The sequence below is a fragment of the Lelliottia sp. SL45 genome, from assembly GCF_026672535.1.
Classification (GTDB): domain Bacteria; phylum Pseudomonadota; class Gammaproteobacteria; order Enterobacterales; family Enterobacteriaceae; genus Enterobacter; species Enterobacter nimipressuralis.
On the sequence record NZ_JAPPRH010000003.1, the window covers coordinates 2,691,474 to 2,704,486 of the forward strand.

Sequence of the window (13,013 nt, forward strand, 5' to 3'; positions counted from 1 at the left end):
AATCATCACGTGAGGGAATTAACTGGCAAACTGACGGAACAGAGCTTTGCCTTTTAACAGACGCGTTCCCAGCCAGCCACCGCACAAGGAGAGCAGCACTGCGCCGGAGACCGGAAGGATCAGCCACAGCCGCCAGTCCGGCTCCCACGGGAAATCGAAGACTTTGGTCTGAAGCACGGCCAGCGCGGTTTCAGCACCGATGGCCGCCACCAGTCCCGACACCAGTCCCAGCAGCGCAAACTCGCACCACAAGGTTGTGCGCAGCAGGGATTTACTCGCGCCGAGCGTGCGGTACACCACCAGCTCCTGATGGCGCTGTCGCATCCCCACCTGCACCTGCGCCAGCAGCAGCAATAGGCCGCAGGCGGTGACCAGCACCACCATGACCTCCAGCGCACGGCTTACCTGCTCCAGCACCTGGCCGACCTGTTTCAGGATCGCGCCAATATCCAGCAGGCTCACCGTCGGGAACTCGCGGTTCAGCTGCGTCAGCATGCCGTTGCCGTTTTCCCAGCGGAAGCTGGTCAGCCAGCTTTGCGGCTGCCCGTCGAGCGCCCCGGACGGGAAGATAAAGAAGAAGTTCGGACGCAGGCTTTCCCAGTCCACTTTGCGCAGGCTGGTCACTTTGGCGCTAAAGTCCTGGGTATCGCCAGTGAAGGTCACCGTATCCCCTAAACCGACTTTCAGCCGCGCGGCCAGCCCTTCTTCCATCGACACTTCACCCGCTTTTGGCGGCCAGTTTCCGGCGGTAATCGGGTTGTGATCCGGGCGCTTGTCCTGCCAGGTCAGATTCAGCTCACGGTTAAGCGCCTCGTCCTGATTCCCCTCCGTCGGCTTGCCGTTAATCTGCGTCAGCCGCGCGCGGACAATCGGATAGAACGACTCGGGCACAATCTGATGCTCAGACAGGAAACCCTTTAGCGGCGTGACCTGCTCCGGCGCGATGTTAATCAGGAAATAGTTCGGGCTTTCCGGCGGCAGCTGCTGCTGCCAGCGGTCAAGCAGATCGCCGCGCAGCACCAGCAGCATCGCCAGCAGCATAAAGGAGAGTGAAAATGCCGACAGCTGGCTGAGGGTGGACCACGGCTGGCGCAGCAGACGATTCACCGCCAGACGCACGGGCAGGGATTTCAGCGTCAGCCCTTTCAGCACGTTCAGCAGCATCCAGCCCAGCACGCCGCACAGCAGCGCCAGCACAACGGCGCCGGCCAGTACCGCCCACAGCAACATGCTGCCGCCCATCAGCCAGGCGAGCAACATCACGACTACCGCCACCACAACCGGCAGATAGAATTTCAGCGGCCAGACGCTGGCGACCACATCCCTGCGCAGCACTCGCAGCGGCTGCGTGGCCAGCAGCAAGCGATAAGGGCGAAGCCCCACCAGCAGCGAAATCACCACCATCGCCCCCATGGCCCACAGCCACGGCCACAGGCTGGCTGGCGGAAGTGCGGCAGGCAGCACCGGTTTCAGCAGGATCATCAGCACTTTTTCAAACAGCAGCCCAATCGCCCCGCCGGTAATGGCAGACAACGCCAGCACCATCAGCCACTGGCCGACGATCAGCTTGCGCAGCTGCGCCCTGCCCGCGCCGAGGGTTTTCAGGATCGCCACCAGATCGTAGCGGCTGCGGCAATAGTGCCCCATCGCCACCGCCACGGCAGCAACCGCCAGCAGCAGGGTCAGCAGCGCAGAGAGCAGTAAAAACTGTTGCGAGCGTTCGAGGGATTTCCCCAGCGCGCCGTCGTCCTGCTCCATGCCAATCCAGCGATGTTCCGGTTTCAGCTGCGGTTTCAGCCACTTTTCGTAGGCGTCGATCTGCGCAGGCGTGCCGCCAAATTTGTAGCGCCAGGTGACGCGGCTGCCCGGTTGTACGGCTCCGGTTTTTGCCACATCAGCGGTATTCATCAGCAGACGTGGTGCCATCTGGAAGGGGTTAAAGCCGGAATCCGGCTCCTGCACCACTTCCCCGGCGATTTTCAGCGTGGCGTCGCCCACGTCGATGCTGTCGCCGGTTTTCAGGTTCAGCAGCGCCATCAGCCGTGGAGCCAGTAGCACAGAGCCTGCCGTCGGTTTTAAACCCGGCGGCTCGGTGTGCAGCTCGCCGTACATGGGATAGATATCGTCGACCGCTTTCACGCTCGCCAGCTGAGGCGTATCAGCGGCGAAGGTCATGGTCTGGAAACTCAACTGCTGACCGACCTTCAGCCCCTGTTTACGCGCCTCATCGATCCACGCCTGCGGCACATCGCGTGAGCTGCTCAGGGTGCGGTCGCCCGCCATAAACTCGCGGCTTTGCTGACTTAAGCCCTTTTCCATACGATCGCTAACGCTGCCGAGCGCCAGCACGCAGGCCACCGCCAGACTCAGCGCCAGCCAGACAATCAACAGCGAGGGCGAGCGCCATTCGCGCCAGAACCAGCGTGCAATCATGCTTCCTCCTGCAATTGCCCGTTAACCAGACGCAGACGTCTGTCGCAGCGGGCGGCAAGCTGCGGATCGTGGGTGACCAGAATCAGCGTGGTGCCGTGCTCGCGGTTGAGGGAGAAGAGTAAATCGGCAATTTTATCGCCGGTCTGCCGGTCGAGATTCCCCGTCGGTTCATCGGCAAACAGCACTTCCGGGCGACCGTTGAACGCCCGCGCCAGCGCCACACGCTGCTGCTCGCCACCGGAAAGCTGCGCCGGAAGATGATCCAGACGCTTGCCTAACCCAAGCTGCTCCAGCAGCGCTTTGGCACTGCTGCGGCTCTGACTGGCGTTTTCACCGCGCAGCAGACCCGGCAGCTCAACGTTTTCCAGCGCATTGAGGGTCGGGATGAGCATGAAAGACTGAAACACAAAGCCGATATGCTTTGCTCGCAGCGCCGCACGCGCCTCTTCATCGAGCTTATGCAGCGGCTGACCGACCAGGTTGACCTCCCCGCTGCTGCCATCGTCCAGCCCGGCCAGAATCGCCAGCAGCGTGGACTTACCGGAACCGGATTCACCAATCAGCGCAATGGTTTCAGCGCGTTTGACAACGAGTTCAACTCCGGTGAGGATGGATAGCTCGTGCTCCCCCTGACCGACGGACTTCTTAAGATGATGAACTGCAACAATGTTTTCCGCTGGCATTTGCCCTTCCTGTTTCTGATTCTGATGACCTTTCGCGCCGCTGCGGCGGACACGTTACTGGTGCTGGGTGACAGCCTGAGTGCGGGCTACCGGATGGCGGCCACTGCCGCCTGGCCTGCGCTGCTCAACGATAAGTGGCAGACCCAAACGCCGGTGCTGAATGCCAGCATCAGCGGCGATACGTCCCAGCAGGGGCTTGCGCGCCTGCCCGCTTTGCTCAAACAACATCAACCGCGCTGGGTGCTGGTCGAACTGGGCGGTAACGACGGTCTGCGGGGATTCCAGCCGCAACAGACAGAAGAAACCTTACGCAAAATTATTACGGATATTCAGGCCGCCAATGCGCAGCCGTTATTAATGCAAATTCGTCTGCCTGCGAACTACGGACGCCGTTATAATGAGGCCTTTAGCGCCATCTATCCCAAGCTTGCCAAAGAATTCGATATTCCGCTGCTGCCATTTTTCATGGAGGAGGTCTATCTGAAACCGCAATGGATGCAGGATGACGGTATTCACCCCAATCGCGACGCCCAGCCCTTTATTGCAGACTGGATGGCGACTCGACTGGCTCCTCTAGTTAAACATGACTCTTAATTAAGCGGAGATCCTGACAGGTAAAGTTATGCAAAAATCGGTCTTAATTACAGGATGTTCCAGCGGAATTGGCCTTGAAAGCGCGTTCGAACTGAAGCGCCAGGGATTTTGGGTAATCGCCGCATGCCGGAAACAAGAAGACGTGGAACGCATGAACAGCAAAGGTTTTCAGGGCGTGTTACTGGATCTGGACTCGCCGGAAAGCATTGAACGCGCCGCCGCAGAAGTGATCGCTCTCACGGGTAATCGTCTGTACGGCCTGTTTAACAACGCCGGTTTTGGCGTGTACGGCCCGCTGCAAACCATCTCGCGCGAGCAGCTTGAGCAGCAGTTTTCCACCAACTTTTTTGGCATCCACCAGCTGACCATGGCGCTGTTGCCTGCGATGCTTCCCCACGGAGAAGGCCGCATTGTGATGACCTCGTCGGTGATGGGCCTGATCTCCACGCCGGGCCGTGGGGCATATGCCGCCAGCAAATATGCGCTGGAAGCCTGGTCAGATGCCTTACGCATGGAGCTGCGCCACAGCGGAATTAAGGTCAGCCTGATTGAGCCAGGCCCGATTCGCACCCGTTTCACTGAAAACGTAAATCAAACCCAGTCCGACAATCCGGTCGAAAACCCTGGCATTGCCGCACGCTTTACCCTCGGACCAGAGGCAGTTGTCACCAAAGTGCGCCATGCTTTTGAAAGCGATCGCCCGAAAATACGCTACCCGGTGACCCTCGTCACCCACGCCGTGGGCTTGCTCAAACGTCTGCTGCCGGGGCGCATGATGGATAAAATTTTACGCGGTTGAGTTGAAGCCACGCTCCTCATCCCCCATGTATTTGTCAAATTGATAAAAGAGAATGCCGTATGTCCGTACAGAATATTGTCAACATCACTGAAGCGAACCTGCACCAGACACTCGAAGTGTCGATGACCAAACCTGTGCTGTTCTATTTCTGGTCCGAGCGCAGCCAGCACTGTCTGGAGCTGACGCCGGTGCTGGAAAGCCTGGCGGCGCAGTACAACGGTCAGTTCCTGCTGGCAAAACTGGACTGCGACGCCGAGCAGATGGTGGCCTCCCAGTTTGGTCTGCGTGCCATTCCAACCGTCTATCTGTTCCAGAATGGTCAGCCCGTAGATGGCTTCCAGGGCCCGCAGCCCGAAGAGGCGGTTCGCGCCCTGCTCGATAAAGTGCTGCCGCGCGAAGAGGAGCTGAAAGCGCAGCAGGCGCTGGCGTTAATTCAGGAAGGCAAACACGACGAAGCGCTGCCGCTGCTGAAAGAGGCGTGGCAGATGTCGAACCAGGACAGCCAGATTGGCCTGCTGCTGGCGCAGACGCAGATCGAACTGCACCGTTCAGAAGAGGCTGAAGCAGTGCTGAAAACCATTCCGCTGCAGGATCAGGATACCCGTTATCAGGGTCTGGTAGCGCAAATTGAGTTGCTGAAACAGGCAGCTGATACGCCGGAGATCCAGCAGTTGCAGCAGCAGGTAGCCGAGAACCCTGACGATGCGGCGCTGGCCAGCCAGCTGGCGTTACAGCTTCATCAGGTCGGGCGTAACGAAGAGGCGCTGGAGCTGCTATTTAGCCATCTGAAAAAGGATCTGGCGGCTGCTGACGGCCAGGCACGTAAAATGTTCCAGGAGATCCTGGCGGCACTGGGTACCGGCGATGCGCTGGCCTCAAAGTATCGTCGCCAGCTTTACGCCCTGCTCTACTAATCCAGTCTGAAAGCCGGGCAAGCGACGCGCTGCCCGGCAACACACCTGCGCGTTACTCTGCATTTTTCAGTTGCGTCACCACCAGCTGATGGCGCGAGTTGTAGAATTTTCGATAGGTTAAATAGCAGGCGATAATGGTCGACAGGCTGGCCGTCGAGAGCAGCATAAACGTCACCATAATCTGATACTTAATCGCTTTCACGGGATCAATACCGGCAAAAATCAGCCCGGACATCATCCCCGGTAAACTCACCAGCCCGACCGTTTTCGCCGAATCAACCGTTGGGATCAGCGACGATCGTATACTCTCACGGATTAATCGCGCCGACGCCGTTTTTGGCGTGGCTCCCAGGCTGAGTTTCTCCTGGATCTGCTGCTGCTCGCTGCTAAAACGCTGGCCGAGATTGTTGTAGCACAACCCCACCGCCACCATCGCGTTACCCGCAATCATCCCGGAAATCGGGATCACCTGCATCGGCGAAAATTCAATCGATCCCGACAACACCAGCACTGCCAGCGTCAACGCCGTGCCGGTGGTGATGGCGATAAACGAAGAGATAAAGGCCTTGTCGATGTATTTACTGCGTTTTTGCGCATTCCACGCGGCGTTAAAGCAGATAAACAGCACCATCAGCAGCGTCAGCACCGCGTGGTTGACATTGAAAATATACTTCAGCACATAGCCGACGATAATCAGCTGAATGACCGCCCGGCAAATGCTCCACACAATGTCCTTTTCCAGACCGAGCTTCTCCCGATGGCTGACCAGAATCGCCACCAGGACCAGCACCATCGAAAGCGCCAGTGATTCGTTGGTAATATTATGCTCGTTCACGGTTTTCCTCCTTCATCTTCCCGCCCTGTGGCTGAAGGGTAATCACCTCATCTGCGTGGGCAATCTCACCGGCGTCGTGCGTTACCCACAGCACCGCAATGTTGTTCTCTTTGGCATAGCGATGAATGATCTCATTCACGTTGCGTTTGTTGTTTTCGTCGAGGGCGCTGGTCACTTCATCCAGCAACAGCACTTTGGGCAGAAACTGCAGATTACGAATCAGCGAGACGCGCTGTTTTTCACCGCCGGAAAGTTCGTTTACGGACTTTGTCAGGGTTTCCGCTGGCAGACTAAAACGCGCCAGATCGGCAATGAATTTTTCCGGTTCGGGGGCTTTATCGCGGATCTGCCAGGGGAAGATCAGATTGTCGTACACCGTCTCACCAAACAGCGAGGGCGTTTGCACGCAGTAGGAGACCTGCTGGCGATAATGCTCGGGTGTGAGCGTCGTGATGTCCTTGTCTTCAAAGAAAATTCGCCCTTCCGTCGGGCTGAGGAGTGAGGCGATAATCTTCAGCAACGTGCTTTTACCGCAGCCAGACGGGCCCGTAATGAGCCTGAATTCCCCTGGCTGCACGTTGAAGCTAATCTGCTGCAATATCGTGGTTTCGCCCACGCGAAAACCCACGTTCCTGAGTTCCAGAAGCGCATTATTATCCTTCATATTATTTCCCGTTTTTTAATTCAGCTTCGTTCCAATATTGTAACCACGTTAATGGATTGGAGGCGAACTTCCCTGCAATAGTCGATATACTTAAGTTCAACAAACGAGCAGTTTTTGCTGCTCCACGGAATGCAAAACAGGAGGTTTTCATGTTGATCGTCATCCCTATCCTTATTTTCGTCGCGCTGGTGATCGTTGGGGCAGGCGTAAAGATCGTGCCCCAGGGTTATCAGTGGACGGTCGAACGTTTCGGCCGTTACACCAACACCCTCCAGCCAGGCCTGAGTCTTATCGTCCCGTTCATGGATCGTATTGGGCGTAAAATCAACATGATGGAACAGGTGCTGGATATCCCTTCCCAGGAGATCATTTCCCGAGATAACGCCAACGTCACCATCGACGCCGTTTGCTTTATTCAGGTGATCGACGCGCCAAAAGCCGCCTATGAGGTCAGCAACCTGGAGCTGGCGATTATCAACCTGACCATGACCAACATCCGTACGGTACTGGGGTCGATGGAGCTGGACGAAATGCTCTCCCAGCGCGACAACATCAATACGCGCCTGCTGCATATCGTTGATGAAGCGACCAATCCGTGGGGGATTAAAGTCACCCGTATCGAAATCCGCGACGTACGCCCACCGGCAGAACTGATTTCGTCGATGAACGCCCAGATGAAAGCCGAGCGAACCAAACGTGCGTACATTCTTGAGGCCGAAGGGGTGCGTCAGGCAGAGATCCTGAAAGCCGAAGGGGAGAAACAGTCGCAAATCCTGAAAGCCGAAGGGGAACGCCAGTCGGCCTTCTTACAGGCAGAAGCCCGTGAACGTTCCGCCGAGGCAGAAGCACGCGCCACCCAGATGGTGTCCGAGGCCATCGCGGCCGGTGATATCCAGGCAATTAACTACTTCGTGGCGCAGAAATACACCGATGCGCTGCAGAAAATTGGCTCCGCCAACAACAGCAAAGTGGTGATGATGCCGCTGGAAGCCAGCAGTCTGATGGGCTCTATCGCCGGGATCGCGGAGCTTATCAAGAATAGCGGAGATGAGCGCAAAAAATGATTGAGATGATTGCAGCACACCCTCATGTTTTCTGGCTCAGCCTGGGCGGGCTGTTGCTGGCGGCTGAGATGCTGGGCGGCAACGGGTATCTGCTCTGGAGCGGCGTCGCGGCGGTCATCACCGGGCTACTGGTCTGGATCGCACCTTTTGGCTGGGAGTGGCAAGGTGCCCTCTTCGCCCTGCTGACGCTTGTCGCCGCCTGGCTCTGGTATCGATGGCTAACGCGCCAGGTGCGCGAGCAAAAACCCGCCGATGCTGCACTCAATCAGCGCGGCCAACAGCTGGTGGGTAAGCGCTATACGCTGGATACCACGTTAATTAACGGGCGCGGACACGTACGCGTCGGTGACAGCACGTGGCCAGTGGTCGCCGATGATGATCTCGTGGCAGGGACTCGCATTGAAGTCATCGCGGTTGAAGGCATTACGCTTCGGGTGAAAGCCCGTTAAACGCTGGCCTTACGATGGCAGCAGCCGGAAAGATTATCAATAATCGGACAGTCGGCGCTGTCATCCCCCGGACAGGATTCGGCGAGTGAGAGCAGCTGTTCACGCATCGCCTGCAGCTCCAGGATATGGCGCTCGATTTCCGCGACCTTTTCCAGAGTTCTCTTTTTCACATCGGCGCTGTGCCGTTTAGGATCGTTGAACAGATGGACCAGTTCACCGCACTCTTCAAGGTTAAACCCCACCTGCCGGGCCTGGCGTAAAAGCGTGAGTTCTTCGAGGTGCAGCTGCGTGTAACTGCGATAGCCGTTTTCGCTGCGCAGCGGCGGCGTGACCAGCCCTTTCTCTTCGTAAAAACGAATCGCTTTGCTGGTTAACCCGGTTTTTTTTGCCACATCACTGATATTCACATTTCCCCCTTGACCTTCCCCTTGATGGAAGGTTTAACCTTCATAACACTGTTCCAGAAAGAGTATGTTGGCTGAATAATCATACAGGAGTTTTGCTATGTCTCACACAATCAACCTGAGGCTGGATGGCCTGACCTGCGGTCACTGCGTCAAACGTGTCAAAGAGAGCCTCGAACAACGTCCTGACGTTGAAAGTGCAGACGTGACGATCGAAAGCGCCGTTGTCACTGGCAGCGCCAGCGCCGACGCGCTGATCGATACGGTTAAACAAGCAGGTTACGGGGCGGAGCTAAGCCACCCAAAGGCTAATCCGCTGACAGAGTCATTAACCCCGTCGGAAGCACTGACAGCGGACACTTCTGAGCTTCCGGCAGCCCATGATATTGACGACAGCCAACAGCTGCTGATCAACGGCATGAGCTGTGCCAGCTGCGTCTCCCGCGTACAGAATGCGTTGCAGGCCGTACCGGGCGTCTCACAGGCGCGGGTAAACCTCGCGGAACGCACTGCGCTGATTATGGGCAGTGCGTCAGCCGCAGAATTAGTGCAGGCGGTGGAAAAAGCCGGCTACGGCGCAGAGGCCATTGAAGATGATGCCGAGCGCCGCGAACGCCAGCAAGAGACCGCCATCGCCACCATGAAACGCTTCCGCTGGCAGGCGATTGTCGCTCTGCTGGTCGGTATTCCGGTGATGGTGTGGGGAATGCTCGGCGACAACATGATGGTCACCGACGACAACCGCACGCTGTGGCTGGTGATTGGTGTGATCACCCTTGGTGTGATGGTCTTCGCCGGTGGGCATTTCTACACCAGCGCCTGGAAGAGCCTCAAGAACCGCACCGCGACGATGGACACACTCGTCGCCCTCGGCACCGGCGCGGCGTGGCTCTATTCCATGAGCGTGAACGTCTGGCCGCAGTGGTTTCCGATGGAAGCACGCCATCTCTATTACGAAGCGAGCGCGATGATTATTGGTCTGATCAACTTAGGCCATATGCTTGAAGCGCGCGCGCGCCAGCGGTCGTCCAAAGCGCTGGAACGTCTGCTTGATCTCACGCCACCGTCGGCCCGCGTGGTGACGGACGAGGGTGAAATCAGCCTGCCGCTCGCCGAGGTGCAGGCAGGCATGACGCTGCGCTTAACGACGGGCGATCGCGTGCCGGTCGACGGTGAAATCACTCAGGGTGAAGCCTGGCTGGATGAAGCGATGCTGACCGGTGAACCGGTGCCGCAGCAAAAATCCGCCGGTGATGCAGTCCATGCCGGTACGGTGGTGCAGGACGGCAGCGTGCTTTTCCGCGCCAGCGCTGTCGGGAGTCATACGACGCTTTCTCGCATCATTCGCATGGTGCGCCAGGCGCAAAGCAGCAAGCCGGAGATCGGTCAGCTCGCCGATAAAATTTCCGCCATATTTGTGCCCGTGGTGGTCGGCATCGCGCTGTTCAGCGCCGCCATCTGGTACGTTTTTGGCCCGGCACCGCAGATTGTCTACACCCTGGTCATCGCCACCACAGTGCTGATCATCGCCTGTCCGTGTGCTTTAGGGCTGGCGACGCCGATGTCGATTATTTCCGGCGTTGGTCGTGCCGCCGAGTTTGGTGTGTTGGTTCGCGACGCCGATGCCCTCCAGCGCGCCAGCACGCTCGACACGCTGGTGTTTGATAAAACAGGCACCCTCACCGAAGGCAAACCGCAGGTCGTGGCGGTGAAAACCGTCGGTGTTACGCAAGAAGATGCCTTACGTCTGGCCGCCGCGCTTGAACAAGGCTCCAGCCATCCGCTGGCGAGAGCGATTCTCGAGAAAGCCGGTCACGCAGCATTGCCGCAGGTGAATAACTTCCGCACCCTGCGCGGGCTGGGGGTCAGCGGTGAAGTCGATGGCCATACGCTGCTGCTTGGTAATCAGGCACTGCTCAACGAAAACGGCATTGATACCGCTGCACTGAACGATGAATTAACCGCCCAGGCCTCTCAGGGCGCTACGCCGGTGCTGTTGGCGGTCGAGGGTAAAGCGGCAGCGCTGTTCGCTATCCGCGATCCGCTGCGGGCCGACAGCGTGGCCGCGCTGAAACGTCTGCATCAGGCTGGCTATCGTCTGGTGATGCTCACCGGCGACAACCCGACCACTGCCAACGCCATTGCCAAAGAAGCAGGTATCGACGAGGTGATCGCGGGCGTGCTGCCAGATGGCAAAGCCGATGCGATTATCAAACTGCAACGTCAGGGCCGACAGGTGGCGATGGTCGGCGACGGCATCAACGATGCGCCCGCACTGGCGCAGGCGGATGTCGGGATCGCCATGGGCGGCGGGAGCGATGTGGCCATTGAGACGGCGGCGATTACCCTGATGCGCCATAGCCTGATGGGTGTTGCCGATGCGCTGGCAATTTCGAAAGCCACGCTGCGCAACATGAAGCAAAATCTGCTCGGTGCGTTTATCTACAACGCGTTCGGCATCCCGATTGCCGCCGGGATCCTGTGGCCGCTGACCGGCACCTTGCTCAACCCGGTCGTCGCCGGGGCGGCAATGGCGCTCTCGTCCATTACCGTGGTCAGCAACGCGAACCGGTTGCTGCGCTTCAAACCGAAAGAGTAAACCTCCAGGCCGGGTGGCGAATTCGCCCAACCCGGCCTGGAGTTGCACCTTCAGCCACCACGCGCTAGCATGAACTTTTCCATCAATGGAGCGCGTATGAGTCTGTTTAGTCGTATAAAAACCACCTTCCGCGCTTTGTTTCCCCGCCGCTATCCCTGGCCGGGGCTGGATATTTCACTCCCGGGCGGGCAGCATCTGCACCTGGTCGGCAGTATCCATATGGGTACGCGCGATATGTCGCCCCTGCCACCGGCACTGATACAACTGTTGCGCAAAGCCGATGCGCTGATCGTCGAAGCCGATATTTCCGGCAGCGAATCGCCGTTCGCCAATCTCGATATCCCGCCGCCGCTGAGCGAACGTCTCAACGAAACACAGCGCGCCGAGCTTGAACGTGTGGCCGATGAGCTGGGGCTTTCTTTATCCCTTCTGGAAACGCAGTCCCTGTGGCAAATCGCCATGGTATTGCAGGCGACGCAGGCTCAACGACTGGGTTTGCGCGGGGAGTACGGTATCGACTACCAGCTCCTCAACGCCGCGCGCGCGCGTAATCTTGCCATTATTGAGCTGGAGGGCGCCGACAGTCAGGTTGCTCTTTTGCGCCAGCTTCCTGAGGATGGACTGCTGCTGCTGGATGATACCCTCACCCACTGGCACACCAACGCGCGTCTGTTGCAGATGATGATCAGCTGGTGGCTGGAGACGCCGCCGGCCAACGGCAAGCTGGAACTGCCCTCGACCTTCAGCGAATCGCTGTACGATGTGCTGATGCATGAGCGCAATCAGGCCTGGCGAGAAACGTTGCAGGCTCTGCCCGCCGGGCGTTACGTGGTGGCCGTGGGGGCGCTGCATTTGTATGGCGAAGGGAATTTGCCGTCACTGTTGAAATAAAAAAAATGGCCAATATTTCTATTGGCCCGTCAAAGAGGAATTTCATCGTTATTATTATGCCGAAGGAGACCTTCGGTCAGAGCCGATTGTCGCTCAAAGTAACCATCACTGCCAATACTATTGCGCAAGATGGTGCTATTTTTTAGACAGCTGTCAGGCGTATGCTGAGCGCATAAATTGTCTGTGGTAAGAAGGATCATTATGACTCCCGCCGTTAAATTACTCGAAAAAAACAAAATTCCTTTCCGTATCCATACCTACGATCACGACCCCAGTGAAACAAACTTTGGCGACGAAGTGGTGCGCAAGCTGGGCCTGAACGCGGATCAGGTCTATAAAACGCTGCTGGTGGCGGTCAACGGTGATATGAAGCACCTGGCCGTGGCAGTGACGCCTGTGGCCGGTCAGCTGGATTTAAAGAAAGTCGCCAAAGCGCTAGGTGCGAAAAAGGTCGATATGGCCGATCCGATGGTTGCGCAACGCACGACCGGCTATCTGGTGGGTGGAATTAGCCCTCTCGGGCAGAAGAAACACCTGCCGACATTGATTGATGCGCCGTCGCAGACTTTTGACACTATCTATATTTCCGGCGGTAAGCGCGGGCTGGATATTGAGCTGGCGGCGGGCGACCTGGCGAAGATGCTGGATGCGACGTTCGCGGATATTGCGCGCCGGGATTAACGC

13 protein-coding genes are annotated in these 13,013 nt (G+C 57.9%); 8 read left to right on the forward strand and 5 right to left on the reverse strand.

Annotated features, from left to right (window positions below):
• Window positions 1-18 precede the first annotated feature (18 nt).
• Together ybbP and ybbA are read right to left on the reverse strand one after the other, a co-directional pair.
• Entirely contained in the window at window positions 19-2,433 is a 2,415-nt protein-coding gene (ybbP, locus tag OVA10_RS19155; protein WP_142503643.1) for a putative ABC transporter permease subunit YbbP, read from the reverse strand.
• Entirely contained in the window at window positions 2,430-3,116 is a 687-nt protein-coding gene (ybbA, locus tag OVA10_RS19160) for a putative ABC transporter ATP-binding protein YbbA (protein WP_100777348.1), read from the reverse strand. Before ybbA ends, ybbP begins: the two co-directional genes overlap by 4 nt.
• Between ybbA and tesA the strand changes: the two genes are divergently transcribed.
• From tesA to OVA10_RS19175, 3 genes are read left to right on the forward strand one after another with little or no spacing between them, the layout of a single operon-like run.
• The gene (gene tesA, locus OVA10_RS19165) at window positions 3,084-3,710 is read left to right on the forward strand and encodes a multifunctional acyl-CoA thioesterase I/protease I/lysophospholipase L1 (protein ID WP_100780759.1); all 627 of its coding nucleotides are present in this window, start codon (window positions 3,084-3,086) and stop codon (window positions 3,708-3,710) included. The two genes, ybbA and tesA, sit on opposite strands and share 33 nt — an antisense overlap.
• Window positions 3,711-3,738: 28 nt before the next feature.
• Window positions 3,739-4,509 carry an SDR family oxidoreductase gene (locus tag OVA10_RS19170; protein ID WP_268196623.1) on the forward strand — a complete coding sequence of 257 codons (771 nt, stop codon included), beginning with the start codon at window positions 3,739-3,741 and terminating at the stop codon, window positions 4,507-4,509.
• Window positions 4,510-4,568: 59 nt separating this feature from the next.
• The gene (locus OVA10_RS19175) at window positions 4,569-5,423 is read left to right on the forward strand and encodes a co-chaperone YbbN (protein ID WP_102104260.1); all 855 of its coding nucleotides are present in this window, start codon (window positions 4,569-4,571) and stop codon (window positions 5,421-5,423) included.
• A 52-nt stretch (window positions 5,424-5,475) separates the two neighbouring features.
• On the opposite strand, the gene fetB is transcribed toward OVA10_RS19175, so the two are convergent.
• Window positions 5,476-6,258, reverse strand: a complete 783-nt coding sequence (fetB, locus tag OVA10_RS19180; RefSeq protein ID WP_268196624.1) for an iron efflux ABC transporter permease subunit FetB — start codon at window positions 6,256-6,258, stop codon at window positions 5,476-5,478.
• Complete coding sequence (gene fetA, locus OVA10_RS19185) at window positions 6,245-6,922, reverse strand: iron efflux ABC transporter ATP-binding subunit FetA (RefSeq protein WP_100777352.1); 678 nt, start codon at window positions 6,920-6,922, stop codon at window positions 6,245-6,247. The genes fetB and fetA overlap by 14 nt, the downstream gene beginning before the upstream one ends.
• 149 nt (window positions 6,923-7,071) lie before the next feature.
• On the opposite strand from fetA, the gene OVA10_RS19190 reads away from it, so the two are divergent.
• On the forward strand, window positions 7,072-7,986 hold the full coding sequence (locus OVA10_RS19190; protein ID WP_100777353.1) for an SPFH domain-containing protein: 915 nt from the start codon (window positions 7,072-7,074) through the stop codon (window positions 7,984-7,986).
• Window positions 7,983-8,435 carry an NfeD family protein gene (locus OVA10_RS19195; RefSeq protein WP_100777354.1) on the forward strand — a complete coding sequence of 151 codons (453 nt, stop codon included), beginning with the start codon at window positions 7,983-7,985 and terminating at the stop codon, window positions 8,433-8,435. The genes OVA10_RS19190 and OVA10_RS19195 overlap by 4 nt, the downstream gene beginning before the upstream one ends.
• Here the strand turns inward: OVA10_RS19195 and cueR are convergent.
• Window positions 8,432-8,842, reverse strand: a complete 411-nt coding sequence (gene cueR, locus OVA10_RS19200) for a Cu(I)-responsive transcriptional regulator (protein WP_100777355.1) — start codon at window positions 8,840-8,842, stop codon at window positions 8,432-8,434. The genes OVA10_RS19195 and cueR overlap by 4 nt on opposite strands.
• 97 nt (window positions 8,843-8,939) lie before the next feature.
• On the opposite strand from cueR, the gene copA reads away from it, so the two are divergent.
• The 3 genes from copA to ybaK all read left to right on the forward strand — a co-directional run bounded on the left by copA (window position 8,940) and on the right by ybaK (window position 13,010).
• On the forward strand, window positions 8,940-11,438 hold the full coding sequence (copA, locus tag OVA10_RS19205; RefSeq protein ID WP_268196625.1) for a copper-exporting P-type ATPase CopA: 2,499 nt from the start codon (window positions 8,940-8,942) through the stop codon (window positions 11,436-11,438).
• Between the two features lie 96 nt (window positions 11,439-11,534).
• Window positions 11,535-12,329 carry a TraB/GumN family protein gene (locus tag OVA10_RS19210; RefSeq protein ID WP_268196626.1) on the forward strand — a complete coding sequence of 265 codons (795 nt, stop codon included), beginning with the start codon at window positions 11,535-11,537 and terminating at the stop codon, window positions 12,327-12,329.
• Between the two features lie 201 nt (window positions 12,330-12,530).
• The gene (gene ybaK / locus OVA10_RS19215) at window positions 12,531-13,010 is read left to right on the forward strand and encodes a Cys-tRNA(Pro)/Cys-tRNA(Cys) deacylase YbaK (protein ID WP_268196627.1); all 480 of its coding nucleotides are present in this window, start codon (window positions 12,531-12,533) and stop codon (window positions 13,008-13,010) included.
• Window positions 13,011-13,013: the final 3 nt, after the last annotated feature.

Bases quoted from the DNA above. Each gene is read 5' to 3' on its own strand.
- ybbP (WP_142503643.1), bottom strand. From the start codon at position 2,433: ATGATTGCACGCTGGTTCTGGCGCGAATGGCGCTCGCCCTCGCTGTTG.
- tesA (WP_100780759.1), top strand. From the start codon at position 3,084: ATGATGAACTGCAACAATGTTTTCCGCTGGCATTTGCCCTTCCTGTTT.
- ybbA (WP_100777348.1), bottom strand. From the start codon at position 3,116: ATGCCAGCGGAAAACATTGTTGCAGTTCATCATCTTAAGAAGTCCGTC.
- OVA10_RS19170 (WP_268196623.1), top strand. From the start codon at position 3,739: ATGCAAAAATCGGTCTTAATTACAGGATGTTCCAGCGGAATTGGCCTT.
- OVA10_RS19175 (WP_102104260.1), top strand. From the start codon at position 4,569: ATGTCCGTACAGAATATTGTCAACATCACTGAAGCGAACCTGCACCAG.
- fetA (WP_100777352.1), bottom strand. From the start codon at position 6,922: ATGAAGGATAATAATGCGCTTCTGGAACTCAGGAACGTGGGTTTTCGC.
- OVA10_RS19190 (WP_100777353.1), top strand. From the start codon at position 7,072: ATGTTGATCGTCATCCCTATCCTTATTTTCGTCGCGCTGGTGATCGTT.
- OVA10_RS19195 (WP_100777354.1), top strand. From the start codon at position 7,983: ATGATTGAGATGATTGCAGCACACCCTCATGTTTTCTGGCTCAGCCTG.
- copA (WP_268196625.1), top strand. From the start codon at position 8,940: ATGTCTCACACAATCAACCTGAGGCTGGATGGCCTGACCTGCGGTCAC.
- OVA10_RS19210 (WP_268196626.1), top strand. From the start codon at position 11,535: ATGAGTCTGTTTAGTCGTATAAAAACCACCTTCCGCGCTTTGTTTCCC.
- ybaK (WP_268196627.1), top strand. From the start codon at position 12,531: ATGACTCCCGCCGTTAAATTACTCGAAAAAAACAAAATTCCTTTCCGT.